This window comes from Alicyclobacillus sp. SP_1, assembly GCF_024706985.1.
In the GTDB taxonomy this organism is placed as follows: Bacteria; Bacillota; Bacilli; order Alicyclobacillales; family Alicyclobacillaceae; genus Alicyclobacillus_I.
Genome location: NZ_JAMCCX010000006.1, coordinates 1 through 1,022, shown reverse-complemented (window position 1 = coordinate 1,022; position 1,022 = coordinate 1). Strand labels below are relative to the sequence as shown.

At 48.4% G+C, this 1,022-nt stretch carries 1 protein-coding gene and 1 pseudogene; both read left to right on the top strand.

The genetic code is table 11. The features are described from left to right. Nucleotides 1-316 precede the first annotated feature (316 nt). A pseudogene (locus M4I36_RS00050) lies at nucleotides 317-538 on the top strand (IS110 family transposase); the annotation flags it as partial. Between the two features lie 56 nt (nucleotides 539-594). Beyond that, a complete protein-coding gene (locus M4I36_RS00045; RefSeq protein ID WP_258109556.1) occupies nucleotides 595-987 on the top strand; it encodes a DUF1906 domain-containing protein in 393 nt (130 codons plus the stop codon). Nucleotides 988-1,022 lie beyond the last annotated feature (35 nt).

Sequence of the window (1,022 nt, the reverse complement as noted above, 5' to 3'; positions counted from 1 at the left end):
GCTCTACTCCACATCAAGCCCACTTTTTTTTTTGAGCCATTCGAGTTGGGTCGAGAGTTTCCCAATCTTCGAATAGACACGCATGCCGCCTTGCGGCGCCAGCAGAAGGATGAAAATGGGATGGTGTAGAACTAGATCGTGGCTGGCGAAGGTGGGTCGTGTCTCCTTGGTGCCATGAGCCCGTGGAATAGACTGATCACGACGACCAGGTGCACCACAGATTGTTGCTCCTACTTCGGAAGCACGCGGGATAGATTAATCCAACGTGGTTGTTGCACCAGCCTTCAATCATGCAGGCCGACGGGGATGGGCGAATATGGACGTTGTGTACGAACGGTGTTGCGGTATTGATGTGCATAAGAAGAATGTCGTGGCGTGTGTTCTGACGCCGGGCGTCAAGGAAATTCGGACGTTTGCTACGATGACTGATGATCTGTTGGAGATGGTGTCCTGGATTCAGTCGCATGGATGCACACATGTGGCGATGGAGAGCACAGCGTCGTTTTGGAAGCCTATCTACAACCTATTAGAGGGGCAAAACGAAGCGCCTCTCACCACTCCGGCCGGGTGGAGTCTATAAGGGGGTCAACCAGAATGAGTAGGGGCATGGATACCGCAAGTTCAACGGAATATTCACTCAGTTGTCTACAACAAGACGAATTTTACTTTGTTGGACGATATTTGGGCGGTAAATTTGCAATGTCTAGACAAGAAGCCCAAGACCTATCGAATGCCGGGATCTATGTGGTTTCGCTTTGGGAGATCGATGGAAACGAAATGTCTTATTTTGATACTGCAAACGGATATTCAAATGGCTACAATGACGGTTTTACAGCGTTCACAACGGCGGACAATACTTTTGGTCAACCTTCCGGTACGCCGGTTTATTTTGCAGTTGACACGGATTTAACTTCGACATATCAAACAGGACTCCAAGATTACTTCAACCCGGATTTCGACGGTTTTTGCTTGATGGAGTCTCGTTAGGTTTCCAATGAATATTTTGGAATTATAGTCTCCGA